This window comes from Pseudomonas sp. NBRC 111127, from assembly GCF_001320345.1.
Taxonomy (GTDB): domain Bacteria; phylum Pseudomonadota; class Gammaproteobacteria; order Pseudomonadales; family Pseudomonadaceae; genus Aquipseudomonas; species Aquipseudomonas juntendi.
Genome location: NZ_BCBD01000006.1, coordinates 1 through 24,365, shown reverse-complemented (window position 1 = coordinate 24,365; position 24,365 = coordinate 1). Strand labels below are relative to the sequence as shown.

Genomic DNA, 24,365 nt, shown 5'->3' with positions numbered 1-24,365 from the left:
CGAATTGAAAGCGGCCAGGTCCATGACCTGGCCAGCAGTAGCCGCTTAAGGACTGACGTTCCAATGTTGACCATCGCGCTTTCCAAAGGCCGTATTCTCGACGATACCTTGCCGTTGCTGGCCGAGGCCGGCATCGTGCCGACCGAGAACCCGGACAAGAGCCGCAAACTGATCATCCCTACCACGCAGGACGACGTACGCCTGCTGATCGTGCGTGCTACCGACGTGCCGACCTATGTCGAGCATGGTGCTGCCGACCTGGGTGTGGCCGGCAAGGACGTGCTGATGGAGTACGGCGGCCAGGGCCTGTACGAGCCACTGGACCTGCAGATTGCCCGCTGCAAGCTGATGACCGCTGGCGTGGTCGGCGCCCCTGAGCCCAAGGGCCGCCTGCGCGTGGCCACCAAGTTCGTCAACGTCGCCAAGCGTTACTACGCCGAACAGGGCCGCCAGGTCGACATCATCAAGCTGTACGGCTCGATGGAGCTGGCACCGCTGATCAACCTCGCCGACAAGATCATCGACGTGGTAGATACCGGCAACACCCTGCGGGCCAATGGCCTGGAGCCCCAGGAAATGATCGCCACGATCAGCTCGCGCCTGGTGGTCAACAAGGCTTCCATGAAGATGCAGCACGCCCGCATCCAGAGCCTTATCGACACGCTGCGCGCGGCGGTCGAATCGCGACACCGCGGTTAATTCCCTACCGATTGCGCGCGGCCGTTGCTGCCGCGCCCATCTATCCGCGTCATAGCCACTTTTCTCGGGTGCCCGCGCGGATGGACTGGTAGCCTAGGGCGCCTGAGCATTCGCTAATCATCGAGGCCCTCGCCATGACCGTGTCCACTGCAATTGCCCGTCTCAACGCTGCTGATCCGGATTTCGCCCGTCATCTGGATCATCTGCTGAGCTGGGAAAGTGTGTCCGATGACGCGGTCAACCAGCGCGTGCTGGACATCATCAAGGCCGTGCGCGAGCGTGGCGACGCGGCGCTGGTGGAGTTCACCCAGCGTTTCGATGGCGTTCAGGCCACATCGATCGATGACCTGATCCTCGATCGCGAGCGCCTGGAGCTGGCGCTGACCCGTATCACCCCCGTACAGCGCCAGGCCCTGGAAAAGGCCGCCGACCGTGTGCGCATCTACCATGAGCGGCAGAAGCAGGATTCCTGGCAGTACACCGAAGCCGACGGCACCGTACTGGGGCAGAAGGTTACCCCGCTGGATCGGGCCGGCCTGTATGTGCCCGGCGGCAAGGCCTCGTACCCCTCGTCGGTGCTGATGAACGCCATCCCGGCCAAGGTGGCCGGCGTGGCCGAAGTGGTGATGGTGGTGCCGACCCCGCGCGGTGAGGTCAACGAGCTGGTGCTGGCCGCTGCCTGCATCGCCGGTGTCGACCGCGTGTTCACTGTCGGTGGCGCCCAGGCGGTCGCGGCACTGGCCTATGGCACCGAAAGCGTGCCACAGGTCGACAAGATCGTCGGCCCGGGCAATATCTATGTCGCCACTGCCAAGCGCCATGTATTTGGCCAGGTGGGCATCGACATGATCGCCGGGCCTTCGGAAATCCTGGTGGTGTGCGACGGCCAGACCGACCCGGACTGGATCGCCATGGACCTGTTCTCCCAGGCTGAACACGACGAAGACGCACAGGCCATTCTGGTCAGCCCGGATGCCGCCTTCCTGGACCGTGTCGCTGCCAGTATCGACAAGCTGCTGCCGACCATGGAGCGTGCGCAAATCATCCAGAAGTCGGTCAACGGCCGTGGTGCATTGATCCAGGTAGAAGACATGCAGCAGGCCATGGACGTGGCCAACCGCATCGCCCCCGAGCACCTGGAGCTGTCGGTGGCCGACCCGCAGGCCTGGCTGCCGCACATTCGCCACGCCGGGGCGATCTTCATGGGCCGCCACACCAGCGAAGCACTGGGTGATTACTGCGCCGGCCCCAACCACGTGTTGCCAACCTCCGGCACTGCACGCTTCTCGTCGCCGTTGGGTGTGTACGACTTCCAGAAGCGCTCGTCGATCATCTTCTGCTCCGAGCAAGGCGCGTCCGAACTAGGCCAGACTGCCTCCGTGCTGGCCCGTGGCGAATCGCTGACCGCGCACGCCCGAAGCGCTGAATACCGCATCCTGACCCAACAGAAGGGGAACTGAACATGAGCCGATTCTGGAGCCCCTTCGTCAAGGACCTGGTGCCTTACGTGCCGGGCGAGCAGCCCAAACTGGCGCGGCTGGTCAAGCTGAACACCAACGAGAACCCCTACGGCCCGTCGCCCAAGGCGCTGGAGGCCATGCGCGCGGAGCTGAACGACAACCTGCGCCTGTACCCCGATCCTAACGGTGACCGCCTGAAGCAGGCGGTGGCCGAGTATTACGGCGTTACCCCGGCGCAAGTGTTTGTCGGCAATGGTTCGGACGAGGTGCTGGCGCACATCTTCCACGGCCTGTTCCAGCACGATGCACCGTTGTTGTTCCCTGATATCAGCTACAGCTTCTACCCGGTGTACTGTGGTCTCTACGGCATCGCGTTCGAGCAGGTGGCCCTGGACGAGCAGTTCCAGATCCGTATCGAGGACTACAACAAGCCCAATGCCGGGATCATCTTCCCCAACCCCAACGCGCCTACGGGTTGCCTGATGCCACTGCAGGCGGTAGAGCAACTGCTGCAGGCCAACCGTGACTCGGTGGTGGTGGTGGATGAAGCGTACATCGACTTCGGCGGCGAAACCGCCATCAGCCTGGTCGATCGCTACGACAACCTGCTGGTGACCCAGACCTTGTCCAAATCGCGCTCGTTGGCGGGGCTGCGTGTTGGCTTGGCCGTGGGGCACCCGGACCTGATCGAGGCATTGGAGCGCATCAAGAACAGCTTCAACTCCTACCCGCTGGACCGTGCGGCCATTGTTGGCGCTGCCGCGGCTTTCGAGGACCGAGAGTACTTCGAGCAAACCTGCCGCAAGGTGATCGACAGCCGCGAGGCGTTGGTTGGCCAGCTACAGGCCAAGGGCTTCGAAGTGCTGCCGTCGGCGGCCAACTTCATTTTCGCGCGCCACCCGCAACAGGATGCCGCCGAGTTGGCAGCGCGCTTGCGCGAGCAGGGTGTCATCGTGCGCCACTTCAAGCAGGCACGTATCGCCCAGTTCCTGCGGATCACCATTGGCACGCCGGAGATGAACCAGGCGCTGCTGGATGCCTTGAACTGACCGGGCCCTTTTTAGCGCCTGTCACACCGAGCGCCGCCCGCGCGGCGCTTGGTGCCTACTCAAAAACAATTCTGTAAAGCGTTGCAGCCTGTTGATTCAGCGCTTATGGTTAGCCCTAATTCGTCCGATGACTGGATGTATCGATGTCGTTATTGATCAAGCGCTCCCTCGTCGAGCAGGCCGTTGAGCAACTGCGTGAGCGCATCGCCCAGGGTGACTGGCAGATCGGCCAGCGCCTGCCGACCGAGCCGGAACTGGCCCTGCAACTGGGCATCAGCCGTAACACCGTGCGCGAAGCCATGCGCGTGCTGGCCTTCAGCGGCCTGGTCGAAGTACGCCAAGGCGACGGCAGCTACCTGCGTACCGCGCAGGACCCGTTGCTGGCGATGCAGGCCATGGCCCGCTGTACCGCCGAGCAGGCCCGTGAAACCCGCCACATTCTCGAGGCGGAGGCGATTGGCCTGGCCGCGCTGCGGCGCACCGATGCAGACCTGCAAGGGCTGCGCGAAGCGCTGGCCGGCAGCGCCGGGCATTTTCATGGTGATGTCGATCACTACATAAGGTGCGACCTGGTGTTTCACCAGCGGCTGGTCGATGCCGCCCACAACCCCGCCCTCAGCGAGCTTTACCGCTATTTCTCCGGCGTGGTCGCGGCGGCGCTGCAGCACAGCATGGCGACCGTGCCGCGCTGCCAGGCCACGTTCGATCTGCATGGGCAGATCCTCGACGCCATCGAACAGCGTGATGCGGACCGGGCCAAGCACCTGAGCCGCACCCTTATCGAATCCTGACCCCGAGAACACCATGGCTGAATCCCTACCCCGCAACACCCCACCGCACGCACGCGACCTCGATGAGCTGCTGATCGACGCCGAGGCCGACGACGAGCAAGTCCAGCAGCAGCCGGTGCAATTGCGTCGGCCGTGGCTGCTGTTGCTCGGCCTGGTGCTGGTGGCGCTGAACCTGCGCCCGGCGCTGTCGAGCATGGCGCCCGTGTTGGGCCAGGTGTCCGAAGGCCTGGGGCTGAACGCTTCGCAAGCTGGTTTGCTGACCACCTTGCCGGTGTTGTGCCTTGGGCTGTTTGCGCCGCTGGCACCGATGCTGGCAAGGCGCTTTGGCAGTGAGCGGGTGATCGTCGGCATTCTGCTCACCCTGGCGTTGGGCATTGTCGTGCGCAGCAGTTTGGGCGTGGCGGGGGTGTTTCTGGGCAGCCTGATGGCTGGCGCCAGCATCGGCATCATCGGGGTGTTGTTGCCCGGTATCGTCAAGCGCGACTTCCCCCAGCACGCAGGCACGCTGACCGGGGTGTACACCATGGCCTTGTGCCTGGGCGCGGCCATGGCGGCGGGTGCCACCGTGCCCTTGGCCAGCCATTTCGGTGGCAGCTGGGCGTTGGGCCTGGGCTTCTGGGTGCTCCCGGCGCTGCTGGCCATGCTGGTCTGGCTGCCACAAGCCCGCCAGGGGCACGGCCTGCACAAGGTGGCATACCGCGTACGTGGCCTCTGGCGTGACCCGTTGGCCTGGCAGGTGACCCTGTACATGGGGCTGCAGTCGTCGCTGGCCTACATCGTGTTTGGCTGGCTGCCGTCGATCCTGATCGGTCGTGGCCTGAGCCCGACCCAGGCCGGCCTGGTCCTTTCCGGGTCGGTCATCGTGCAGTTGCTGAGTTCGCTGAGCGCGCCGTGGCTGGCCACTCGCGGCAAGGACCAGCGGCTGGCAATCGTGGTGGTCATGCTGACCACTCTGGCGGGCCTGTTCGGTTGCCTGTATGCCCCGCTTTCCGGGCTGTGGGGCTGGGCCGTGGTGCTGGGCCTGGGGCAGGGAGGTACCTTTGCCCTGGCGCTGACCTTGATCGTGTTGCGCTCGAAGGACGCCCACGTGGCGGCCAACCTGTCGAGCATGGCCCAAGGCGTGGGGTATACCCTGGCGTCGATGGGGCCGTTCGCGGTGGGGTTGGTGCATGACCTGACGGGCGGCTGGGCGGCCGTGGGCTGGATCTTCGCTGTGCTTGGGGTCGGCGCCATCGTCTTCGGGTTGGGGGCCGGGCGGGCTTTGCATGTGCAGGTGACCAGCGAAAAAGTCTGAATCTGTGCTGGGCAGCACCGGCCCTGTCGCCGGCAAGCCAGCTCCCACAGGGATCGCATCAGGGCTGACAGGTGTTTGTCAGAAGATATGCAGCGCCTGTGAGATGCTGCGGCGGAAGCTGGCATAAGCAACCGGGTCAGATTATCGTGCTGCTTTCGACCCCAGGATGGACCAGCCCCCATGAGTGACGCCCACCGCGATTTGATTACGCGCTTCTACCAGGCCTTCCAGCGCCTGGACGCCGAGGCAATGATCGCCTGCTACAGCGACGATATCGTTTTCAGCGACCCGGTTTTCGGTACGCTGCGTGGCAAGGACGCGGGCGACATGTGGCGCATGCTGACCACGCGCGCCAAAGACTTCACCCTGACCTTCGACAGCGTACGCGCCGACGAGCGCAGCGGTGCCGCACACTGGGTGGCGACCTACCTGTTCAGCCAGACGGGGCGGGTGGTGGTCAATGATATCCAGGCACGCTTCATCATCCGCGATGGCTTGATCTGCCAGCACGACGATACGTTCGACCTGTGGCGCTGGTCGCGGCAGGCGTTGGGCATGCCAGGGGTATTGCTGGGGTGGTCGCCGCTGCTGCAGAACAAGGTTCGCGCACAGGCCTTCAAGGGTTTGCGCGCATTCCAGCAGGCCCAGGGTGTGTGAAGCCGCCCCCGCAGGCGTTGGCAAGCCTTGGTATGTTTACCTGGTCAGGGCGGCCAACGGCTCGTTGTATTGCGGGGTCAGCGATGACCCGCAGCGGCGTTTTCTGGCCCATCAGAAAGGGCGGGGGGCACGGTACTTCAAGACCAGCCCGGCACAGGCGCTGGTGTATGTCGAGCAATGGCCGGACAAGGGCGAGGCATTGCGCCAGGAGCGGTTGGTGAAACGGCTGCGCAAGTCGGCGAAAGAGGCTTTGGTGGCGGCTTATCTGATGGGTTCGGCTTGAGGGTGCTGGGGCCGCTTTGCGGCCCATCGCGACGCAAGGCCGCTCCTACAAGAGGTCGCGATGCGTGCAGGAGCGGGTCGCGCGGCCCATGGGCCGTCAGTCCTTGCGTCGCTTCAGCTGGTCCACCAGGGTGGTCGGCAGTCCCTTGATGATCAGGGTGCCGGCGGCCTCGTCATACTCCACCTTGTCGCCCAGCAGGTGCGCCTCGAAGCTGATCGACAGCCCCTCGGCACGCCCGGTAAAGCGACGGAACTGGTTGAGGGTGCGTTTATCCGCCGGAATCTCCGGCGACAAGCCGTAGTCCTTGTTGCGGATATGGTCGTAGAACGCCTTGGGCCGGTCTTCGTCTATCAGGCTGGACAGCTCTTCCAGCGTCACCGGTTCACCCAGTTTGGTCTGGGTAGTGGCGTACTCGACCAGCGTCTGGGTCTTTTCGCGGGCGGATGCTTCCGGCAAGTCTTCGCTCTCGACGAAGTCGCTGAAAGCCTTGAGCAGGGTGCGGGTTTCACCCGGGCCGTCGACACCTTCCTGGCAGCCAATGAAGTCGCGGAAATAGTCCGAGACTTTCTTGCCGTTCTTGCCCTTGATGAACGAGATGTACTGCTTGGAGTTCTGGTTGTTCTTCCACTCGGACAGGTTGATGCGCGCCGCCAGGTGCAACTGGCCCAGGTCAAGGTGACGGGATGGGGTGACGTCGAGTTCGGCATTCACCGCCACGCCTTCACTGTGGTGCAGCAGGGCGATGGCCAGGTATTCGGTCATGCCCTGTTGGTAATGGGCAAACAGCACGTGACCGCCGGTGGACAGGTTGGACTCCTCCATCAGCTTCTGCAGGTGTTCCACGGCCTGGCGGCTGAAGGCGGTAAAGTCTGTGTCGCCTTCCAGGTACTGCTTCAGCCAGCCGCTGAGCGGGTAGGCCCCCGACTCGCCGTGGAAGAAGCCCCAGGCCTTGCCTTGCTTGGCGTTGTAGCTGTCGTTGAGGTCTGCCAGCAGGTTTTCGATGGCGTCGGAAGCCGCCAGTTCGCTATCGCGGGCGTGCAGCACGGCGGGGCTGCCATCAGGCTTCTTGTCGATCAGGTGAACGATGCAATGACGGATAGGCATGAAATTCTCGGCGAGCTGCAAAAGTCGCCAAGTTTAACCCAGACACCCAGTGGTGCAGTGGCCGGATGTTGGCCGAAATGCCGGTTGTTCGTTTTTTGTTCATTTTTGTACGTTTTAAGCCAAAACCCCTGAAAAACCTGCATTTAATCGAAGTACGCTGCGGATATTTATCCACTCCTGTGGTAGCTTTGCGCGGTCTTGCGCCCCACGCGTGGCGCATTGCTGGCAGCGCGCTGCCGTCGTGTCGAACCAAACGCCGATTTGAGTATCTACATACCCAATTGGCGCGGCCCTCCACTACAAGGGGCTGGCCCGATAACGTCGTCGTTCGCTGCATAACCATCGAATTTGATAGGGAAGGAACACCACCATGGCATTGACCAAAGACCAACTGATTGCCGACATCGCCGAGTCGATCGCCGCGCCGAAAGCCACCGCCAAGAACGCACTGGAGCAACTGGGCCAGATCGTTGCTGACCAGCTGGAAAACGGCGCTGAAATCACCCTGCCAGGTATCGGCAAGCTGAAAGTCTCGGAGCGTCCTGCCCGCACTGGCCGCAACCCTTCGACTGGCGCTGCCATCGAAATCGCTGCCAAGAAAGTCGTCAAGTTCGTGCCAGCCAAAGTGCTGACCGACGCTATCAACAAGTAATTGTTGCTGCTTTGACGAAACCGCGCCCGGCTTGCCCGGGCGCGGTTTTTTCATGCCTGTGATCGGCCCTGGGCGTACCAGCCCTGGCGTGCCGCTTCGTCGTGGAAGCTCCAGGCAACCATGCGGCTCTGCTTCTGGCCCTGGCCCATTTCGACGACACGTACGGCCTTGGCACCGGCCTTCTTCAGTGCAGCCTCTATGCCCGGCAGGTTGCTGGCCTTTGACACCAGGCTGGTGAACCACAACACGCTGCCGGCGTACTGCACGCTTTCGCTCACCAGTTGGGTGACAAAGCGGATTTCGCCACCCTCGCACCACAATTCATTGTTCTGGCCACCAAAGTTCAACAGCGGCAGCTTGCGTTTGGGGTCCTGCTTGCCCAGGTTCTTCCACTTGCGTTGGCTACCGCGGGTGGCTTCGTCGCGGGAGGCGTGGAAGGGTGGGTTGCACAGGGTCAGGTCGAAACGCTCCTCTGGCTGCAACAGACCGCTGAGGATATGGCCCCGGTTCGCCTGCTGGCGCAGGGCAATGGCCTTGCCCAGGCCGTTGGCCTGGACGATGGCCTTGGCCGAGGCCAGGGCTACCGGGTCGATATCCGAGCCGAGAAAGCGCCAGCGGTAGTCGCTGTGACCCAGCAGCGGGTAAATGCAGTTGGCACCCACGCCGATGTCCAGCGCGCGTACCTGGGCGCCCTTGGGAATTTCCCCCGCGTTGTCCGTGGCCAGCAGATCCGCGGCTACGTGGATGTAGTCGGCGCGGCCGGGAATGGGCGGGCACAGGTAGTCGGCGGGGATATCCCAGTGCTGGATGCCGTATTGGGCCTTGAGCAGGGCACGGTTGAATACCCTTACGGCTTCGGGGTTGGCGAAGTCGATGCTGGGTTTGCCGTGGGGGTTGGTAATGGTAAAGCGGGCCAGGTCAGGGTGGGCCTTGATCAGGCTGGGGAAGTCGTAGCGCCCCTGGTGCAGGTTGCGCGGGTGCAGGGTAGGTTTGTCGGTCATGGCGGGGTCCGGTGTTGCAGGCCTTGGGGCTGCTCTGCAGCCCTATCGCGACACAAGGCCGCCCCTAAAGGATAGCGGCGCCTGTGAAACCGGCACCGTCCTGTAGGGGCGGCCTTGTGTCGCGAAAGGGCCGCACAGCGGCCCCAGCGGTCTATCAGGTTGTCACAGCGCTGCAATGCGCGCGTGCTGCTCGGTGAAGTTGGCCAGGGCCTGTTCGGACTCGGCCAGCTTGGCGCGCTCCTTCTCGATCACCGCAGGCGGGGCCTTGTCGACGAAGGCAGCGTTGGACAGCTTGCCACCCACGCGTGCCACTTCGCCCTGCAGGCGCTGAATTTCCTTGTTCAGGCGCGCCAGCTCGGCATCCTTGTCGATCAGCCCGGCCATCGGTACCAGCACTTGCAGGTCACCCACCAGCGCAGTAGCCGAAAGCGGTGCTTCTTCGGCATCGCTCAGCACGGTGAACGATTCGACCTTGGCCAGCTTCTTCAGCAAGGCTTCGTTCTCATGCAGGCGGCGCTGGTCGTCGGCGTTGGCGTTCTTCAGGAACAGCGGCAGCGGCTTGCCCGGGCCAATGTTCATTTCGGCGCGGATGTTGCGCAGGCCGACCATCAGCTCTTTCAGCCATTCGATATCACCTTCGGCGGCAGCATCGATGCGGCTTTCATTGGCCACCGGCCATGGCTGCAGCATGATGGTCTTGCCTTCGATACCGGCCAGCGGTGCGATGCGCTGCCAGATTTCCTCGGTGATGAAGGGCATGAACGGGTGTGCCAGGCGCAGCGCCACTTCCAGCACGCGCACCAGGGTGCGGCGGGTGCCGCGGGCGCGCTCGACCGGGGCATTTTCGTCCCACAGCACAGGCTTGGACAGCTCCAGGTACCAGTCGCAGTACTGGTTCCAGATGAACTCGTACAGCGCCTGGCTGGCCAGGTCGAAGCGGAACTGCTCCAGCTGGCGGGTCACTTCGGCTTCGGTGCGCTGCAGCTGCGAGATGATCCAGCGGTCAGCCAGGGACAGCTCATAGGCCTCGCCGTTCTGGCCACAATCCTCACCCTTGTCCAGCACGTAGCGGGCAGCGTTCCAGATCTTGTTGCAGAAGTTGCGATAGCCTTCGACGCGGCCCATGTCGAACTTGATGTCGCGGCCTGTGGAAGCCAGCGAGCAGAAGGTGAAGCGCAAGGCGTCGGTGCCGTAGCTGGCGATGCCTTCGGGGAATTCGGCCTTGGTCTGCTTGGCGATTTTCTCGGCCAGCTTGGGCTGCATCATGCCGCTGGTACGTTTTTCCAGCAGGGCGTCGAGGGTGATGCCGTCGACGATGTCCAGCGGGTCCAGCACGTTGCCCTTGGACTTGGACATCTTCTGGCCCTGGCCATCACGCACCAGGCCGTGCACGTACACGGTCTTGAACGGAACCTGCGGGGTGCCATCCTCGTTCTTGATCAGGTGCATGGTCAGCATGATCATGCGCGCAACCCAGAAGAAGATGATGTCGAAGCCCGTCACCAGCACGTCGGTGGAGTGGAACTTCTTGAGGAATTCGGTCTGCTCCGGCCAGCCCAGGGTAGAGAAGGTCCACAGGCCCGAGCTGAACCAGGTGTCGAGCACGTCGTCGTCCTGGCGCAACACCACATCGGCGCCCAGTTGGTGCTTGGCGCGCACTTCCTGCTCGTTGCGGCCAACGTAGACCTGGCCGGCCTCGTCGTACCACGCCGGAATGCGATGGCCCCACCACAGCTGGCGGCTGATGCACCAGTCCTGGATGTCGCGCATCCACGAGAAGTACATGTTCTCGTACTGCTTGGGCACGAACTGGATGCGACCGTCTTCCACGGCAGCAATGGCAGGCTCTGCCAGCGGCTTGGTGGACACGTACCACTGGTCGGTCAGCCAGGGCTCGATCACGGTACCGGAACGGTCGCCTTTCGGCACTTTCAGGGCGTGGTCGTCGATGCTGACCAGCAGGCCCTGGGCGTCCAGGTCGGCCACGATCTGTTTGCGCGCCACGAAGCGGTCGAGGTTGGCGTACTGCGCCGGCAACTGGGTGTCGACCTGCTCGTTGACGCTGCCGTCGAGGTTGAAGGCCTGGGCGTTGGCCAGCACGACGGCATTCTTGTCGAAGATGTTCAGCAGCGGCAGGTTGTGCCGCTTGCCGACTTCATAGTCGTTGAAGTCGTGGGCTGGGGTGATCTTCACGCAGCCGGTGCCGAACGCCGGGTCGCAGTAGTCGTCGGCGATGATCGGAATGCGGCGGCCCACCAGCGGCAGCTCGACGTACTTGCCGATCAGTGCCTGGTAGCGTTCGTCATTCGGGTTGACCGCCACGGCGGCGTCGCCCAGCAGGGTTTCCGGGCGGGTAGTGGCAACCACCAGGTAATCCTGGCCTTCGGCGGTCTTGGCGCCATCGGCCAGCGGGTAGCGTAGGTTCCACAGGTGGCCTTTTTCGTCGTGGTTTTCCACTTCGAGGTCGGAGATGGCCGTGTGCAGCTTGGTGTCCCAGTTGACCAGGCGCTTGCCGCGGTAGATCAGGCCATCTTCGTGCAGGCGCACGAAGGCTTCCTTGACCGCTTCGGACAGGCCGTCGTCCATGGTGAAGCGCTCGCGGCTCCAGTCCACCGACGAGCCCAGGCGGCGGATTTGCCGGCTGATATTGCCGCCGGACTGATCCTTCCATTCCCAGACCTTCTCCAGGAACTTCTCGCGGCCCAGATCATGCCGGTTCTGGCCCTTGGCCTCGAGTTGGCGCTCGACCAGCATCTGGGTGGCGATACCGGCGTGGTCGGTGCCTGGCTGCCACAGGGTGTCGCGGCCTTGCATGCGGCGGAAACGGATCAGGGCATCCATGATCGCGTTGTTGAAGCCGTGGCCCATGTGCAGGCTGCCGGTGACGTTCGGCGGCGGGATCATGATGGTGTAGGACTCGCCTGCACCTTGTGGAGCGAAATAGTTCTCGGACTCCCAGGTGTTGTACCAGGAAGTTTCGATGGCGTGCGGCTGGTAGGTCTTATCCATGCGCGGCGGGACCCTGTGCATTTATTCGGGAAAGCCGGGAAGTATAACCAAGCTGGGGGCCGCAGGCGACAAGCTGCTGACAACTGTCGGAACTGTGTTGCCTGCTGCAACAAGCCCACCACAGGCGTTGAGGTCCCTGTAGGAGCGGGCATGCCCGCGAAGCAGGCACACCGATGTGCGGTTTTACTCGGAACGCTTGATCAACCGCTCGATGCGCGCATCCAGCCGGCGCTTGATTTCGTTCTCGATATGCGGGGTAAAGTCGTTGATCACGTCCTGCATGATCATCTGCGCCGCGGCGCGCAGCTCACTCTCCAGGTGCAGCAGGGTGTCCTGGCGGCGCGTCTGCGGATCTTCTTCGGGCGCAGCCGCTTCGGTAACCGGCGCGTCCGGCAACAACGGAAGTTGCTCGACCGTTTCGGTCAGCAGGGGAGGTTGCAGGTCGGCATCGCCGAGCAACTGGCGGATCGACTCAAGGTCGTCGAGTAGATGAGCCGAGTCGGGCAGGGGGGAGTGCTTGTCCATCGTCGTCAAAGTCGCTGTAAGCGGTGGTCTTGCAGAGCATAGCCCTGTTCACGGTAGAAACGGAATCGCTCTCGCGCCGATTGGCGAATGTCGGGCGCCTCGACGACGATTTCCGCCACCCGCTCGAACTGGCCGACAAAGCCCGGCACGCTGGCGCCCAGGTTGATCAGCAGGTCGTTATGGTCACCGGCGTGTTCCGCCAGGCCCAGGGCCACGCCGGCATCGGCATGCACCTCGGCCAGGTCGTGGGGCACGAAGGCTTCGCCTTTGAAGCGCCACAGGCGCAGGTCCAGTTCGTCGCGTTGCTCGGCATCCTGGCAATGCAGGTAGACCCGGTGGCCAAGGCGCCAGGCCTTTTCACACAGTTTGCAGGCGAAATCGAGCCGCGCCGACAGCGAGTCGGTAGGCAGGATATAGAAGTCGACTTTGCTCATGGTCGGTATGGCCGGCCGGTGGCGCGCCAGGCACCACCGGCGTCATGGCCTCAGGCGCCAGCGCGGTCCAGCAGGTACTGGGTCAGCAGCGGCACCGGGCGACCCGTGGCGCCCTTGTCCTTGCCGCCGCTGACCCACGCCGTACCAGCGATGTCCATGTGCGCCCAGTTGTAGGCCTTGGCGAAACGCGACAGGAAGCAACCTGCGGTGATGGTGCCGGCCTTCGGCCCGCCGATGTTGCCCATGTCGGCGAACGGGCTGTCCAGTTGTTCCTGGTACTCGTCGAACAGCGGCAGTTGCCAGGCGCGGTCGTCTGCGCGCTTGCCGGCGTCGAGCAATTGCCCGACCAGGTCGTCGTCGTTGCCCATCAGGCCGGAGGTGTGGCTGCCCAGGGCAACGATGCAGGCGCCTGTCAGGGTAGCGACGTCGATCACCGCCTGTGGCTTGAAACGCTCGGCGTAGGTCAGGGTATCGCACAGCACTAGGCGGCCTTCGGCGTCGGTGTTGAGGATTTCCACGGTCTGGCCGCTCATGGTGGTGACGATGTCACCTGGGCGGGTGGCGCCGCCACTTGGCATGTTCTCGGCGCAGGCCAGCAGGCAGACCAGGTTGATGGGCAGTTGCAGTTCCAGCACCGCACGCAGGGTGCCCATGACGCTGGCGGCACCGCACATGTCGTACTTCATTTCGTCCATGCCGGCGCCGGGTTTCAGGCTGATGCCGCCGGTGTCGAAGGTGATGCCTTTACCTACCAGCACGAAGGGCTTGTCGGCCTTCTTGCCGCCCTGGTAGTTGAGCACGATCAGGCGTGGCGGCTGGTCGCTGCCCTGGCCCACGGCGTAGAAGGCGCCCATGCCCAGGTCCTTGATCTTCTTCTCGTCGAGCACTTCGACCTTCAGTGCCTTGTGCGCCTTGCCCAGGTCCTTGGCCTGCTCGGCAAGGAAGCTCGGGTGGCACAGGTTCGGTGGCAGGTTGCCCAGGTCGCGGGTGAACGCCATGCCGGTGGCGATGGCGCTGGCGTGCTTCACCGCGCGCTCGACGTCGGCCTGGCCGGCCTTGTCTGCCAGCAGGGTGACTTTTTTCAGTGCGCGCGGCTCGACCTTCTGGCTCTTGAAACGGTCGAACACGTATTCGCCGTCCTGCAGGGTTTCGGCCAGCAGTCGGTACTTGCCGTAATGGGCATCGCGGTTGCTGACGGCGATATCGTCCAGGGCCAGCACGGCATCGGCGCCGTTGAGCCCCTTGAGCACACCGGCGACGCTGGCGACCAGCTTGCGCCAGGCGCGGTCACCCAGGGCTTCGTCCTTGCCACTGCCGACCAGCAGGACGCGTTCGGCCTTGAGGCCCGGGAGGTTGTGCAGCAGCAAGGTCTGGCCCGGTTTGCCGGCCAGGTCACCGCGCTTGAGTACCGCGCTGATGGCACCCTCGGTGGCCTGGTCGACGGCCTTGGCCACCGCGCCAAGTTTGCGATTTTCACCGACTGCAATGACCAGGGTGGCGGTTTTTACCGATGCAGCAGCTACGCTTTTTACAACCAGTTCCATGTCAGGGTCCCCGAATGATCGATACAAATGGCGCTGTACATTGCAGCGCTCTGGACGGGCCTGGCCGCGTCGTCGCGCGCCAGCGGAAAAGCTGCCAGTTTGAGCCTGCGGCCCGCGTGCTGACAACCCCGTTGTGCGCCTTCACGCGCCGCCAAGTGACAGGCGCAGCCAATCACAGGATAATGCGCGCACTTTACATGGAGGTTCGCCTTTGGCGAACCGGCATTGGTCTTGGATGTACTAAGTCATTGTTTGGCGCCATTGCATGGCAGTCCGCCCTGACAACCCAGGAGTGTCTGGTTTGATCGTCTTTCGTTATCTGTCCCGCGAGGTCCTGGTGACCTTGAGCGCCGTCAGCGCCGTGCTGCTGGTGATCATCATGAGTGGGCGCTTCATCAAGTACCTGGCCCAGGCCGCCCAGGGCGTGCTCGACCCGGGCGTATTGTTCCTGATCATGGGTTTCCGCCTGCCGGGTTTCCTGCAGCTGATCCTGCCCTTGGGGCTGTTCCTCGGCATTCTGCTGGCGTACGGCCGCCTGTACCTGGAAAGCGAAATGACCGTGCTCTCGGCCACTGGCATGAGCCAGCAGCGCCTGCTGGGCATGACCATGGCGCCGGCCGCACTGGTGGCGCTGCTGGTGGCCTGGCTGAGCCTGAGCCTGGCGCCACTGGGCGTGGCCCAGGTGCAGCAGATCATCGCCCAGCAGGACACCCTGACCGAGTTCGACACCTTGGTGCCAGGCCGTTTCCAGATGCTGCGTGACGGCTCGCGGGTCACCTACACCGAGCAACTGTCGGACGACCGCGTCAAGCTCGGTGGCGTGTTCATCTCCGAGAAACGCTTCAATCAGGACAAGACCAAGGACCGTGCGCCGTCGGTGCTGGTGGCGGAAAAGGGCCACCAGGAGATCCAGGCCGATGGCAACCGTTACCTGGTGCTGGAAAACGGCTACCGCTACGACGGTAACCCCGGCCAGGCCGACTACCGGGCCATCAAGTACGACACCTATGGCGTGTTGCTGCCCAAGCCGGAAGTGGCCGAGGAAGTGACCGAGCGCGAGGCCATTCCGACCCTCGACCTGTTCGGCAAGACCGACCTGCGCGAACGCGCCGAACTGCAATGGCGGCTGTCATTGCCGATCCTGGTCTTCGTGGTGACCCTGCTGGCGGTGCCGCTGTCGCGGGTCAACCCGCGCCAGGGCCGCTTCCTCAAGTTGCTGCCGGCAATTCTTCTGTACATGGCCTACCTGACAATGCTGATTTCCGTACGTGGCGCCCTGGAGAAGGGCAAGTTGCCGATTGCCCTGGGCATGTGGTGGGTCCACGGGCTGTTCCTGCTCATCGGCCTTGGCCTGATGTACTGGGAGCCATTGCGCCTCAAGCGTGCCGCCCGCCGTGCGGAGGTGGCCCATGGCTAAGCTCGACCGCTACATCGGCCAGAGCGTGCTGCTGGCCATCCTGGCAGTGCTGGGGATCATCCTCGGCCTGGCCTCGTTGTTCGCGTTCATCGATGAGATGGGCGACCTGAGCGACACCTACACGGTGATGCAAGCCGGTTACTACGTCTTGCTCACCGCGCCACGGCGGCTGTACGAAATGCTGCCCATGGCTGCGCTGATCGGCTGCCTGATTGGCCTGGGTAGCCTGGCCAGCAGCAGCGAACTGACCATCATGCGTGCGGCCGGTGTGTCCATCGGGCGTATCGTCTGGGCGGTGATGAAGCCCATGCTGGTGCTGATGCTGGTCGGCCTGCTGATTGGCGAATACGTGGCGCCGGTCACCGAGAACAAGGCCCAGGCTGACCGCTCGCTGGCCCAGGGTGGGGGCGAGGCGCAGAGCTCCAAGCGTGGCATGTGGCATCGCCAGGGCGAGGAGTTCGTGCACATCAACGCCGTACAGCCCAACGGCTTGTTGCTCGGCGTGACCCGCTACCGCTTCGACAGCGAGCGCAAGATCCAGACGTCGAGCTTTGCCCGGCGTGCCCAATACACCGACGATCACTGGTTGCTCAGCGACGTCAGCACGACCTTCTTCCGCGGGGACCACACCGAGGTGGTGAAGGCCCCCACCGAGCGCTGGGACGTGTCGCTGACCCCGCAATTGCTGAACACCGTGATCCTGGCGCCGGAGTCGCTGTCGATCACCGGCCTGTGGGACTACATCCACTACCTGTCCGACCAGGGCCTGAACAACGCCCGTTACTGGCTGGCGTTCTGGACCAAGGTCCTGCAGCCGATGGTGACTGCGGCACTGGTGTTGATGGCCATTTCGTTCATCTTCGGCCCGCTGCGCTCGGTGACCTTGGGCCAGCGGGTGTTCACCGGCGTGCTGGTGGGCTTCGTATTCCGCATCGGCCAGGACCTGCTCGGGCCTTCGAGCCAGGTGTTCGGTTTCCCGCCCTTGCTGGCGGTGGTCATCCCGGCGGGCATTTGTGCCCTGGCTGGTGTGTGGTTGCTGCGCCGGGCGGGGTAATGGCCTGAGCTGGAGATAATGCTTGTCTGTTAAGCGTTACTGGGGCTGCTTTGCAGCCCTTCGCGGGCACGCCCGCTCCTACACGCTTGGCGCTGCGCGATCCCCTGTGGGAGCGGGCGTGCCCGCGAAGGGTCGCAAAGCGGCCCCAAATTACTTAACTGACAGGCATTAACCCTAGGTCGGCTTTTTCATCGGGGCCTGGCCTTTCTATTTCTTCTGTTTCGGCACACGCACCAGCTGGCTTTCGGAATAGATGTCATGCCAGCCCCGCTTGCGTTTGTCGATCAGCGCCCAGAAGAAACCTAGCCCCAGGCACAACCACGACGCGATCGACACCACAAAGCGCAGCAGTGCCTGCCACAGGCTGATCGCCGAACCATCTGCGTTCTGTACCCGCACGCCCCACACCTGCATGCCCAGCGTCTGCCCGCCGTGGGTCCAGAACTTGGCGAAAAAGCCGAACAAGGCGAACAGCAGCACCGTGGACAGCAACGGGTCGCCGTCCAGTGCGCCTGCCTCGGTCAGCTCGCGCATGCGGGCTTCGCCAATGATCGCCATCTGGATCATCTTGTAGGCCCCAGCCGTCACGATCAGCAGCGCGGTGCACAACAGGAAGTCGTAGAACATCGCCGCCAGGCGTCGGCCCAGGCCGACCGGCGGAAAATCACCCTGGGGTATGAGCAAAGGTTTGGACATGCAAAACGGCTCCAGAAGATGAAGCCGCTATTCTACGGGCAAAAAAAAGCCCCTGCACTTGGCAGGGGCTTTTGCAGTCGGGTTCGGCTTAGCCTGCAACCTGGACTTTGTCCGCTTGCATGCCTTTCTGGCCCTGCACGGCCTCGAAAGTGACCTTTTGGCCTTCTTTCAGGCTCTTGAAGCCGTTGCCTTCGATTGCGCGGAAGTGCACGAACAGATCCGGACCGCTTTCTGGGGTGATGAAACCGTAACCTTTTTCGTCATTGAACCACTTGACGGTACCGTTCTGACGTTCAGCCATTGTCTTATTTCCTATGGAGCTCGAATTTTGATGACAGTTACTTTCGCACGTTGTGTAAGCGAAAGATTACTGGGCTGGGTTGCAGGAAAGTAAGAGACGTCGAACGGGTTGTAGCAACGCTTGGCTACTGGCCCAGGTCACGAACTATTGCGACCCATGCAAACACAGTGGAATGACTCTACGCCAACTCCCGAGCGAAAAACAAGCCCTCGGCCATGCAGAAAAACGGGCCTTTTTTCACGCACCGATCACCGTCGTGCAAACGGCATGGTGGCTGGCCTGGCGCCATGTTCAAAAGTTACCGGGCAGGGTTCGGAAACGAATATGCCACGCCTGCCCGCAACCTTTACAAAGCCGATTCACCCTCGGTAGTAACGTTGCGCCACGAAAGGCATTTTGCTGACTTTCAAGGCCACCTTCTTGCCACGGACCACGGCAAATAGCGCGGTGTCGATTGCCGCATGTTCACTATCGATATAACCCATTGCAACGGGCGCCCCAAGTGTCGGGCCAAAACCGCCGCTGCACACTTTGCCGACCAGTTTATCGTTGGCATCGACAATGTCCGCGCCTTCGCGTACAGGCGTGCGCTCTTGCGGCAACAGGCCGACGCGTTTGCGTGCCACACCGTCGCGCTGCTGGGTGAAGATGGCCTCGGCGCCCGGGAACCCACCCGCGCGCTGGCCGTCGGCGCGGCGCACCTTGGAAATCGCCCACAGCAAGCTGGCCTCGACCGGGGTGGTTTCGCCGTTCATGTCGTGGCCATACAGGCACAGGCCGGCTTCCAGGCGCAGCGAATCACGGGCACCCAGCCCGATCGGCTGTACTTCCGGTTCGGCCAGCAGGCGGCGGGCCAAGGCTTCGGCGGCGCCGGCCGGCACCGAGATCTCGTAGCCATCTTCGCCGGTGTAGCCCGAGCGGCTGACGAAGCAGTCTTCGCCCAGCAGTTTTACCCCCCGCAACTGCATGAAGGTCATGTTGGCCACTTCCGGCGCCAGGCGCGCGAGTACACGCGCTGCCGCCGGGCCCTGCAGGGCCAGCAGCGCACGCGCCTCGAACAGCGGCTGCACGTCGCAGGCGTTGCCGATCTGCGCTTGCAGGTGAGCCAGGTCCTGCGCCTTGCAGGCCGCGTTGACCACCAGGAACAGCTTGTCGTCGCCCAGGTTGGCGACCATCAGATCGTCAAGAATGCCGCCTTGCGCATCGGTGAACATGGCATAGCGCTGCATGCCCACTGGCAGGTCGATGATGTCTACCGGCACCAGGCTTTCAAGGGCTTTGGCAGCGTTGGCACCGTGCAGGATGATCTGGCCCATGTGCGACACATCGAACAGGCCGGCCTGTTCACGGGTATGCAGGTGCTCCTTGAGGACGCCCAGCGGGTACTGCACCGGCATGTCATAGCCCGCGAACGGCACCATGCGCGCCCCCAGCTCCAGGTGCAAGGCATGCAGTGGGGTCTTGAGCAGTGTTTCGGACATCGGTGACTCCTTGCTTTCGTTAGTGGGTCAACACTCGATGATGTTGACGGCCAGGCCGCCACGGGCGGTCTCTTTGTATTTGCTTTTCATGTCGGCGCCGGTCTGGCGCATGGTACGGATGACCTTGTCGAGCGATACGTGGTGCTGCCCGTCGCCGCGCAAGGCCATGCGCACCGCATTGATCGCCTTTACCGAGCCCATGGCGTTGCGCTCGATGCAGGGCACCTGGACCAGCCCGCCAATGGGGTCGCAGGTCAGCCCCAGGTTGTGTTCCATGCCGATTTCGGCGGCGTTCTCCACTTGCTGCACACTGCCGCCCATCACCTCGCACAGCGCCCCGGCAGCCATCGAGCAGGCCACCCCGACTTCGCCCTGGCAGCCCACCTCGGCACCGGAGATGGAGGCGTTTTCCTTGTACAGGATGCCGATGGCCGCAGCCGTGAGCAGAAAACGCACCACCCCGTCTTCGCTGGCACCGGGCACGAAGCGCATGTAGTAGTGCAGCACCGCGGGGACGATACCGGCGGCGCCATTGGTGGGCGCGGTGACCACCCGCCCGCCATAGGCGTTTTCCTCGTTCACAGCCAGCGCATACAGGTTCACCCAGTCCAGTACCGACAGGGCATCGCGCAGGCTGGCCTCCGGGTGCCGGCTGAGCTGGCGGTACAGTGCCGGTGCCCGGCGCCTGACCTTGAGCCCACCCGGCAGAATGCCCTCATGCTGGCAGCCGGCTTCGACGCAGTCCTGCATCACTTGCCAGATGCGCAGCAGCCCGGCGCGGGTTTCTGCCTCTGGGCGCCAGGCCTGCTCGTTGGCCAGCATTACCTGGCTGACCGCCAGGTTGTGCGTGGTGCAGTGGCCGAGCAGCTGTTTGGCGGTGGTGAACGGGTAGGCCAGGGCGGTGCTGTCCTCGACAATGCGGTCGTGGCCGGCGGCGGCTTCGTCAACCACGAAGCCGCCGCCCACCGAGTAGTACTCGCGGCTGCGGATTTGAAGGCCGGCGTTGTCGAATGCGCGGAAGATCATGCCGTTGGGGTGGTAGTCCAGTGGCTTGCGGATCATTGCCAGGTGCTGCTTTTCATTGAAGGCAATGGTGTGCTCGCCCAGCAGCTTGAGCTTGCCACTGCTGCGGATGGCCTGCAGGCGGGCGGGGATGCTGTCGGTATCGAGGGTGTCCGGCTGTTCGCCTTCAAGGCCGAGCAACACGGCCTTGTCACTGCCGTGGCCTTTGCCGGTGGCCCCCAGTGAGCCATACAGCTCGGCCTTGACGCTGGCCGTTTTGGCCAGCAGGCCATCACGGCGCAGCCCTTCGGCAAACCGCGCAGCGGCGCGCATCGGGCCGACGGTGTGGGAACTGGAGGGGCCGATGCCGATCTTGAACAGGTCGAAGACGCTCAGAGCCATTGCTCGTTCCCTCCAGAAAGAAAAGGCGAGTGCTGCGCACTCGATCGCCGGCAAGCCAGCGCCCACAGGTACGACGTTCCCGTGAGAGCAGGCTTCTTACAGGTGCAGCACAACCCTTGCAGGCAGTGGAGCCCTTGTGGGAGCCGGCGAGCCGGATCAGGCGTCCTGATAGCTCTCGATCGACGGGCAGGCGCACACCAGGTTGCGGTCGCCGAATACGTTGTCGACGCGGCCGACCGGTGGCCAGTACTTGCCTTCCACCAGGCCAGGCAGCGGGTACACCGCCTGCTCGCGGCTGTAACCGTGGGCCCATTCGCCAACCAGCTCGGCCGCGGTATGCGGGGCGTTTTTCAGCGGGTTGTCGTCTTTGTCCAGGCTACCGTCCTCGACCGCGCGGATTTCTGCGCGGATCTGGATCATGGCGTTGCAGAAGCGGTCCAGTTCTTCCTTGGACTCGCTTTCGGTCGGTTCGATCATCAGCGTGCCGGCCACCGGGAAGGACATGGTCGGGGCGTGGAAGCCGAAGTCGATCAGGCGCTTGGCCACGTCGTCGACGCTGATGCCGCTGGTGTCCTTCAGTGGGCGCAGGTCGAGGATGCATTCGTGTGCTACCAGGCCATTGCCGCCGCTATACAGGACAGGATAGTGCTCTTCCAGGCGGCGGGCGATGTAGTTGGCGTTGAGGATCGCCATCTGCGACGCACGCTTGAGGCCGGCACCGCCCATCATACGGATGTACATCCAGGTGATCGGCAGAATGCTGGCGCTGCCGAACGGCGCGGCGCACACCGCACCCTGGGTGTTTTGCAACTGCGCATGGCCGGGCAGGAACGGCGCCAGGTGCGACTTGACGCCAATCGGGCCCACCCCCGGGCCGCCGCCACCGTGCGGAATGCAGAAGGTCTTGTGCAGGTTCAGGTGCGACACGTCGCCGCCGAACTTGCCCGGCGCGCACAGGCCGACCATGGCGTTCATGTTGGCGCCGTCGATGTACACCTGGCCACCGTTGTCGTGAATGATCGCGCAGATTTCGCCGATCGCTTCTTCGAACACGCCGTGGGTCGATGGGTAGGTGATCATGATCGCGGCCAGGCGCTCGCGGTGTTCGATGGCTTTGGCGCGCAGGTCCTCGACATCGACGTTGCCGCGGGCGTCACAGGCGGTAACCACCACACGCATGCCGGCCATGTTGGCGGTAGCGGGGTTGGTGCCGTGGGCCGACGAGGGGATCAGGCAGATGTCGCGGTGGCTTTCGCCACGGCTGCGGTGGTAGGCACGTATGGCCAGCAACCCGGCGTACTCGCCCTGCGAGCCGGCGTTGGGCTGCAGCGACACGGCATCATAGCCGGTAGCAGCGCACAACATTGCTTCCAGCTCGGTGGTCATCTGCAGGTAGCCCTGGCTTTGCTCGGCCGGCGCAAAGGGGTGCAGGTTGCCGAACTCGGCCCAGGTCACCGGGATCATTTCGCTGGCTGCGTTCAGCTTCATGGTGCAGGAGCCCAGCGGGATCATGCTGCGGTCCAGCGCCAGGTCCTTGTCGGCCAGGCGGCGCAGGTAGCGCATCAGCTCGGTTTCGCTGTGGTATCGGTTGAATACCGGGTGTTCGAGGATGGCCGACTGGCGCAGCAGGGCCGCGGGCAGCAGCGAACCGGTGCTGGCGGCCAGCGCGGCGAAGTCAGGCAGGGGCTGGTTGCCAGCGAACAGTTGCCACAGGGCCTGCACGTCAGACTGGGTGCTGGTTTCGTCCAGCGACAGGCCCAGGTGGGCGGCGTCGACCTGGCGCAGGTTGATACCTTGGGCGCGGGCCTGCTCATGCAGGCTGGCAGTGGCGGTGCCGGTGGCCAGGGTCAAGGTGTCGAAGGCTGTTGCACCGACCACTTGCAAACCCAGGCGGTTCAGGCCGGCTGCCAGAACCGCGGTCAGCGCGTGGGTGCGCTCGGCGATGCGCTTGAGGCCGGCCGGGCCGTGGTACACGGCGTACATGCTGGCGATATTGGCCAGCAGCACCTGGGCGGTGCAAATGTTGCTGGTGGCCTTCTCGCGGCGGATGTGCTGCTCGCGGGTTTGCATGGCCAGGCGCAGGGCGGTCTTGCCGAAGCGATCGATCGACACGCCGACCAGCCGGCCTGGCATGTCGCGCTTGAAGGCGTCACGGGTGGCGAAGTAGGCCGCGTGTGGGCCGCCGAAGCCCAGGGGCACGCCAAAGCGCTGGGCGCTGCCGATGGCCACGTCGGCATCGAACTCACCCGGTGGGGTGAGCAGGGTCAGGGCCAGCAGGTCGGCTGCCACGGCGACCAGCGCGTTGGCGGCATGGAAGCGCTGCACCACTTCACGGTAGTCGAACACCTCGCCATTGCTGGCCGGGTATTGCAGCAGCGCGCCGAAGAAGGCACTGGCATCGCCCAGCTCGCGTTCGTCGCCGACCACCACGTCGATGCCCAACGGCTCGGCGCGGGTGCGCAGCACGTCCAGGGTTTGCGGGTGGCAGTGCACCGACGCGAAGAAGCTGTGGCTGGTCTTGTTCTTCGACAGGCGCTTGCAGAAGGTCATGGCCTCGGCTGCGGCGGTCGCTTCGTCGAGAAGCGAAGCGTTGGCGATCGGCAGGCCGGTAAGGTCGCTGATCAGGGTCTGGAAGTTCAGCAACGCTTCCAGGCGGCCCTGGGAGATTTCCGGCTGGTAGGGCGTGTAGGCGGTGTACCAGGCCGGGTTTTCCAGCAGGTTGCGCAGGATGGGGGCCGGGGTGTGGGTGTTGTAGTAGCCCTGGCCGATGAAGCTCTTGAACAGCTGGTTCTTGCCGGCGATGGCCTTGAGTGATGCCAGCGCGTCGGCTTCACTCTGGCCGTCGTGCGCGCTGAGCACGCTGGTGCCCTTGATGCTGTCGGGGATGACCGCTGCGGTCATGGCGTCCAGCGATTCGAAACCGAGTGCGGCGAGCATGGCCTGCTCGTCGGCGGTGCGCGGGCCGATGTGTCGGGCGATGAATTCGTTGGCGGTGCTGAGGTTGATGGTCATGGCGCAGTCCTCAGGCTTCAGCGTTGGCTTTGATCAGGCGGTCATAGGCGTCCTGGTCGAGCAGGGCGCTGACTTCGCTGATGTTGGCCGGGGTGAAGCGGAAGAACCAGCCTTCGCCCATGGGGTCTTCGTTGACCAGTTCCGGGCTTGAGTCGAGCTGCGCGTTGACTGCGACCACCTCGCCGGTCAGGGGCATGTACACGCCGCTGGCAGCTTTCACCGACTCGACGGTGGATGCTTCGCTGCCTTTCTCGTACTGCTGCAACTCGGGCAGTTGCACGAACACCACATCGCCAAGGGCGTTCTGGGCGAAGGCGGTGATGCCCACGGTGACACTGCCATCGGCTTCGACGCGCAGCCATTCGTGATCTTCGGTGAAACGCAACTCGCTCATGCGGAATCCTCAGCGTTGGGCGCGGTGTGCCCGCGCTCTTGGGTCGGGATTCCCATAGCAATAATGCGGCCAATTTCAAAAAAGGCTTATAAAACAATAAGTTA

The 24,365-nt window shown here is 63.7% G+C and carries 22 protein-coding genes; 10 read left to right on the top strand and 12 right to left on the bottom strand.

Annotated features, from left to right (window positions below; all coding sequences use genetic code 11):
* Positions 1-63 precede the first annotated feature (63 nt).
* The 7 genes from hisG to APH30_RS02285 all read left to right on the top strand — a co-directional run bounded on the left by hisG (position 64) and on the right by APH30_RS02285 (position 6,233).
* Positions 64-699, top strand: a complete 636-nt coding sequence (gene hisG / locus APH30_RS02315; protein WP_009683026.1) for an ATP phosphoribosyltransferase — start codon at positions 64-66, stop codon at positions 697-699.
* 134 nt (positions 700-833) lie between these two features.
* On the top strand, positions 834-2,159 hold the full coding sequence (hisD, locus tag APH30_RS02310) for a histidinol dehydrogenase (protein ID WP_054911611.1): 1,326 nt from the start codon (positions 834-836) through the stop codon (positions 2,157-2,159).
* A 2-nt stretch (positions 2,160-2,161) separates the two neighbouring features.
* Positions 2,162-3,208: a histidinol-phosphate transaminase gene (gene hisC / locus APH30_RS02305; protein WP_009683023.1), complete on the top strand. Its 1,047-nt coding sequence runs from the start codon at positions 2,162-2,164 to the stop codon at positions 3,206-3,208.
* Between the two features lie 143 nt (positions 3,209-3,351).
* Positions 3,352-3,999, top strand: coding sequence for a FadR/GntR family transcriptional regulator (locus tag APH30_RS02300; protein ID WP_054890008.1), 648 nt, complete (start codon positions 3,352-3,354; stop codon positions 3,997-3,999).
* A gap of 13 nt (positions 4,000-4,012) precedes the next feature.
* Complete coding sequence (locus tag APH30_RS02295) at positions 4,013-5,293, top strand: MFS transporter (protein ID WP_054911610.1); 1,281 nt, start codon at positions 4,013-4,015, stop codon at positions 5,291-5,293.
* Between the two features lie 180 nt (positions 5,294-5,473).
* Positions 5,474-5,950, top strand: a complete 477-nt coding sequence (locus APH30_RS02290) for a nuclear transport factor 2 family protein (RefSeq protein ID WP_054911609.1) — start codon at positions 5,474-5,476, stop codon at positions 5,948-5,950.
* Positions 5,943-6,233, top strand: a complete 291-nt coding sequence (locus APH30_RS02285; RefSeq protein WP_029886781.1) for a GIY-YIG nuclease family protein — start codon at positions 5,943-5,945, stop codon at positions 6,231-6,233. Before APH30_RS02290 ends, APH30_RS02285 begins: the two co-directional genes overlap by 8 nt.
* Before the next feature lie 96 nt (positions 6,234-6,329).
* Here the strand turns inward: APH30_RS02285 and yejK are convergent, their stop codons facing one another.
* Positions 6,330-7,337 carry a nucleoid-associated protein YejK gene (gene yejK, locus APH30_RS02280; protein WP_009687046.1) on the bottom strand — a complete coding sequence of 336 codons (1,008 nt, stop codon included), beginning with the start codon at positions 7,335-7,337 and terminating at the stop codon, positions 6,330-6,332.
* Between the two features lie 370 nt (positions 7,338-7,707).
* On the opposite strand from yejK, the gene APH30_RS02275 reads away from it, so the two are divergent.
* Positions 7,708-7,989, top strand: coding sequence for an HU family DNA-binding protein (locus APH30_RS02275; RefSeq protein ID WP_003255106.1), 282 nt, complete (start codon positions 7,708-7,710; stop codon positions 7,987-7,989).
* Positions 7,990-8,039: 50 nt separating this feature from the next.
* Here the strand turns inward: APH30_RS02275 and rlmF are convergent, their stop codons facing one another.
* From rlmF to APH30_RS02250, 5 genes are all read right to left on the bottom strand, one after another.
* Complete coding sequence (gene rlmF, locus APH30_RS02270) at positions 8,040-8,990, bottom strand: 23S rRNA (adenine(1618)-N(6))-methyltransferase RlmF (protein ID WP_054911608.1); 951 nt, start codon at positions 8,988-8,990, stop codon at positions 8,040-8,042.
* A gap of 162 nt (positions 8,991-9,152) precedes the next feature.
* A complete protein-coding gene (locus APH30_RS02265; RefSeq protein ID WP_054911607.1) occupies positions 9,153-11,999 on the bottom strand; it encodes a valine--tRNA ligase in 2,847 nt (948 codons plus the stop codon).
* Between the two features lie 183 nt (positions 12,000-12,182).
* Positions 12,183-12,524: a hypothetical protein gene (locus APH30_RS02260; protein ID WP_009687043.1), complete on the bottom strand. Its 342-nt coding sequence runs from the start codon at positions 12,522-12,524 to the stop codon at positions 12,183-12,185.
* A 5-nt stretch (positions 12,525-12,529) separates the two neighbouring features.
* Positions 12,530-12,958: a DNA polymerase III subunit chi gene (locus APH30_RS02255; protein ID WP_054911606.1), complete on the bottom strand. Its 429-nt coding sequence runs from the start codon at positions 12,956-12,958 to the stop codon at positions 12,530-12,532.
* Between the two features lie 50 nt (positions 12,959-13,008).
* On the bottom strand, positions 13,009-14,502 hold the full coding sequence (locus tag APH30_RS02250) for a leucyl aminopeptidase (protein ID WP_054911605.1): 1,494 nt from the start codon (positions 14,500-14,502) through the stop codon (positions 13,009-13,011).
* Between the two features lie 301 nt (positions 14,503-14,803).
* On the opposite strand from APH30_RS02250, the gene lptF reads away from it, so the two are divergent.
* Entirely contained in the window at positions 14,804-15,919 is a 1,116-nt protein-coding gene (gene lptF, locus APH30_RS02245) for an LPS export ABC transporter permease LptF (RefSeq protein WP_029886778.1), read from the top strand.
* The gene (gene lptG, locus APH30_RS02240) at positions 15,912-16,973 is read left to right on the top strand and encodes an LPS export ABC transporter permease LptG (protein WP_029886777.1); all 1,062 of its coding nucleotides are present in this window, start codon (positions 15,912-15,914) and stop codon (positions 16,971-16,973) included. Before lptF ends, lptG begins: the two co-directional genes overlap by 8 nt.
* A gap of 207 nt (positions 16,974-17,180) precedes the next feature.
* Here lptG and APH30_RS02235 read toward each other — a convergent pair whose 3' ends face one another.
* The 6 genes from APH30_RS02235 to gcvH form a co-directional block, all read right to left on the bottom strand.
* Complete coding sequence (locus APH30_RS02235; protein WP_054911604.1) at positions 17,181-17,669, bottom strand: RDD family protein; 489 nt, start codon at positions 17,667-17,669, stop codon at positions 17,181-17,183.
* A gap of 88 nt (positions 17,670-17,757) precedes the next feature.
* The gene (locus APH30_RS02230; protein ID WP_003257941.1) at positions 17,758-17,970 is read right to left on the bottom strand and encodes a cold-shock protein; all 213 of its coding nucleotides are present in this window, start codon (positions 17,968-17,970) and stop codon (positions 17,758-17,760) included.
* Positions 17,971-18,329: 359 nt separating this feature from the next.
* A complete protein-coding gene (gcvT, locus tag APH30_RS02225) occupies positions 18,330-19,451 on the bottom strand; it encodes a glycine cleavage system aminomethyltransferase GcvT (protein WP_054890558.1) in 1,122 nt (373 codons plus the stop codon).
* Between the two features lie 27 nt (positions 19,452-19,478).
* Positions 19,479-20,855 carry an L-serine ammonia-lyase gene (locus APH30_RS02220; protein ID WP_054911603.1) on the bottom strand — a complete coding sequence of 459 codons (1,377 nt, stop codon included), beginning with the start codon at positions 20,853-20,855 and terminating at the stop codon, positions 19,479-19,481.
* Positions 20,856-21,011: 156 nt separating this feature from the next.
* Complete coding sequence (gcvP, locus tag APH30_RS02215) at positions 21,012-23,867, bottom strand: aminomethyl-transferring glycine dehydrogenase (protein WP_054911602.1); 2,856 nt, start codon at positions 23,865-23,867, stop codon at positions 21,012-21,014.
* A 10-nt stretch (positions 23,868-23,877) separates the two neighbouring features.
* Positions 23,878-24,261: a glycine cleavage system protein GcvH gene (gene gcvH, locus APH30_RS02210; RefSeq protein WP_009687031.1), complete on the bottom strand. Its 384-nt coding sequence runs from the start codon at positions 24,259-24,261 to the stop codon at positions 23,878-23,880.
* Between the last annotated feature and the right edge of the window lie 104 nt (positions 24,262-24,365).

What these genes read in the sequence shown, in the direction of transcription:
- APH30_RS02265 (WP_054911607.1), bottom strand. Translation starts at nt 11,999, where the DNA reads ATGGATAAGACCTACCAGCCGCACGCCATCGAAACTTCCTGGTACAAC.
- APH30_RS02275 (WP_003255106.1), top strand. Translation starts at nt 7,708, where the DNA reads ATGGCATTGACCAAAGACCAACTGATTGCCGACATCGCCGAGTCGATC.
- gcvT (WP_054890558.1), bottom strand. Translation starts at nt 19,451, where the DNA reads ATGTCCGAAACACTGCTCAAGACCCCACTGCATGCCTTGCACCTGGAG.
- lptG (WP_029886777.1), top strand. Translation starts at nt 15,912, where the DNA reads ATGGCTAAGCTCGACCGCTACATCGGCCAGAGCGTGCTGCTGGCCATC.
- hisC (WP_009683023.1), top strand. Translation starts at nt 2,162, where the DNA reads ATGAGCCGATTCTGGAGCCCCTTCGTCAAGGACCTGGTGCCTTACGTG.
- APH30_RS02260 (WP_009687043.1), bottom strand. Translation starts at nt 12,524, where the DNA reads ATGGACAAGCACTCCCCCCTGCCCGACTCGGCTCATCTACTCGACGAC.
- APH30_RS02290 (WP_054911609.1), top strand. Translation starts at nt 5,474, where the DNA reads ATGAGTGACGCCCACCGCGATTTGATTACGCGCTTCTACCAGGCCTTC.
- APH30_RS02255 (WP_054911606.1), bottom strand. Translation starts at nt 12,958, where the DNA reads ATGAGCAAAGTCGACTTCTATATCCTGCCTACCGACTCGCTGTCGGCG.
- gcvH (WP_009687031.1), bottom strand. Translation starts at nt 24,261, where the DNA reads ATGAGCGAGTTGCGTTTCACCGAAGATCACGAATGGCTGCGCGTCGAA.
- hisG (WP_009683026.1), top strand. Translation starts at nt 64, where the DNA reads ATGTTGACCATCGCGCTTTCCAAAGGCCGTATTCTCGACGATACCTTG.
- hisD (WP_054911611.1), top strand. Translation starts at nt 834, where the DNA reads ATGACCGTGTCCACTGCAATTGCCCGTCTCAACGCTGCTGATCCGGAT.
- APH30_RS02295 (WP_054911610.1), top strand. Translation starts at nt 4,013, where the DNA reads ATGGCTGAATCCCTACCCCGCAACACCCCACCGCACGCACGCGACCTC.
- APH30_RS02300 (WP_054890008.1), top strand. Translation starts at nt 3,352, where the DNA reads ATGTCGTTATTGATCAAGCGCTCCCTCGTCGAGCAGGCCGTTGAGCAA.
- APH30_RS02250 (WP_054911605.1), bottom strand. Translation starts at nt 14,502, where the DNA reads ATGGAACTGGTTGTAAAAAGCGTAGCTGCTGCATCGGTAAAAACCGCC.
- APH30_RS02235 (WP_054911604.1), bottom strand. Translation starts at nt 17,669, where the DNA reads ATGTCCAAACCTTTGCTCATACCCCAGGGTGATTTTCCGCCGGTCGGC.
- gcvP (WP_054911602.1), bottom strand. Translation starts at nt 23,867, where the DNA reads ATGACCATCAACCTCAGCACCGCCAACGAATTCATCGCCCGACACATC.
- rlmF (WP_054911608.1), bottom strand. Translation starts at nt 8,990, where the DNA reads ATGACCGACAAACCTACCCTGCACCCGCGCAACCTGCACCAGGGGCGC.
- APH30_RS02230 (WP_003257941.1), bottom strand. Translation starts at nt 17,970, where the DNA reads ATGGCTGAACGTCAGAACGGTACCGTCAAGTGGTTCAATGACGAAAAA.
- APH30_RS02220 (WP_054911603.1), bottom strand. Translation starts at nt 20,855, where the DNA reads ATGGCTCTGAGCGTCTTCGACCTGTTCAAGATCGGCATCGGCCCCTCC.
- yejK (WP_009687046.1), bottom strand. Translation starts at nt 7,337, where the DNA reads ATGCCTATCCGTCATTGCATCGTTCACCTGATCGACAAGAAGCCTGAT.